General features: G+C 43.0%; 1 protein-coding gene. It reads left to right on the forward strand.

The window, feature by feature from the left end; all coding sequences use genetic code 11:
• On the forward strand, positions 1-1,659 hold a 1,659-nt coding region (locus AB0N03_RS52305), incomplete at both ends, for an InlB B-repeat-containing protein (RefSeq protein WP_364388983.1).

Genomic DNA, 1,659 nt, shown 5'->3' on the forward strand with positions numbered 1-1,659 from the left:
GCAAATTGATGCAACGCCTACCGTAAAAATGGTGGACTTTGATACACATGAGGAGTTTGCTTCTTTCAAAATCAATGGGGTTGCTGGTAGCCAATATAATTACACCCCTATGGAAGGTTACGATTTTGTTAAGTTCCAAAACGTGGCTGAAGGTGTTGCCAGAACCAAGCTGACTACAGAAGATATGGTAGTTTACTATCGTAAAAAGCGTTATGATGTTAAATTTATATCTAATGATGCAAACGGAACGGTCAAGACTGAAAGATTAGCCTACCTAGACTCACTAAGTCCGGTGGTTCCGTCGGATTATAAGCAGTATGTTACGAAGAAAACGGATGTTTCCGGTGTAACTTATCTCTTCAAAGGGTGGTATGATACCAAAAACGGCTTAGGCGATCCAGTTGATTTTTCTAACATTAAAATGTCGGCTGGTGGACTGGTTTACTATGGTATCTGGGAAAAAGAGTTTATTCCTGTTATCGTCCATAATGAAACCGTTCTTGATACGAGTGTTTCGAATGATAAATACGTGCTCTTGGTTGATCCAGGTAAAACAATAACTGATAAGGGAGCAGTATTCTACGGTGTTCTTGATAGCGATGGTTCTGTTATGGTTGATCCAAACGGAACTCTGATTGTAGATACTAGCCGTACCTTCGATGGCACACTTACTGTGAATGACAAGCTTAACTATGATGGCACTACCTTGCAACCAGAATGGTATAGACTTTATAATGGCCGTTTGGAAAGTGTAAATCCATCTACGCTACAAATTTCTGAGCACGGTACCATCTATGTACTTGTTTGGAACTACCCAACCAAAACCCTTAACTATAATGCCAATGGTGGTGCAAATCCTCCAACAACTTCAGACTTGAAGTTCAAAGAAAATATCGCGATTGCTGATCCAGGCGCTATGACACCACCGAAAGAGGGGCTTGTCTTCGTCGGTTGGAACACAAAAGCAGATGGAAAAGGAACGCGCTATTTACCTAAGCATGAGCTTCAATTCAACGATTTTGCAGGAAGTAGTTTGGAGCTTTTTGCAGAGTGGGTTACTGATCCTACGACTGATAAAGTGACTGTGACCTTTGATCCAAATGGAGGAAATGGTCGTGTTATCAATACAGAATATCGTAAGAATCAAGCTTTCTACGTTCGTAATCAAGGATACAACCGTCCGGGATATAATTTGATTGGATGGACCACCGACCAAATATCAACGACTAGTCAGTATAAGACAGGGCAAAAACTCTCGGCTGATCACATGACCTTGTATGCGCTCTGGGCGGAAAAACTAAGTGCAAAAGTAGAGACCTCAAATGTTTTTATTGATAAAGCAAAAGTTGACTCAGATAAAGTCGTCGTTACCCCTAATTATACAGAAGCCAAACTAACTTCAAGTGCAATTTATGGCTTATCTGTTGATGCCAATGGTGTCATTGTGGGAACACCTAAGGCTCCACGCTGGTACGGTATAACTGATGAGACCCGTGATGTTAAGATTCCTGTCCGCGTTTCCTTGAGTGTTAGCCGACCAACTGGTAATTCAACCTCTGAAGTTGGACATCCGAACGCCATGGCGTGCGCACTCGCGCATTCCATCGATCTACGCCACGCGGGACGCCTGGACGAGGCGCTCGAACTCGGTCTGCGGGC

The sequence above is a fragment of the Amycolatopsis sp. NPDC051061 genome (genome assembly GCF_040682935.1).
Classification (GTDB): Bacteria; Actinomycetota; Actinomycetes; order Mycobacteriales; family Pseudonocardiaceae; genus Amycolatopsis.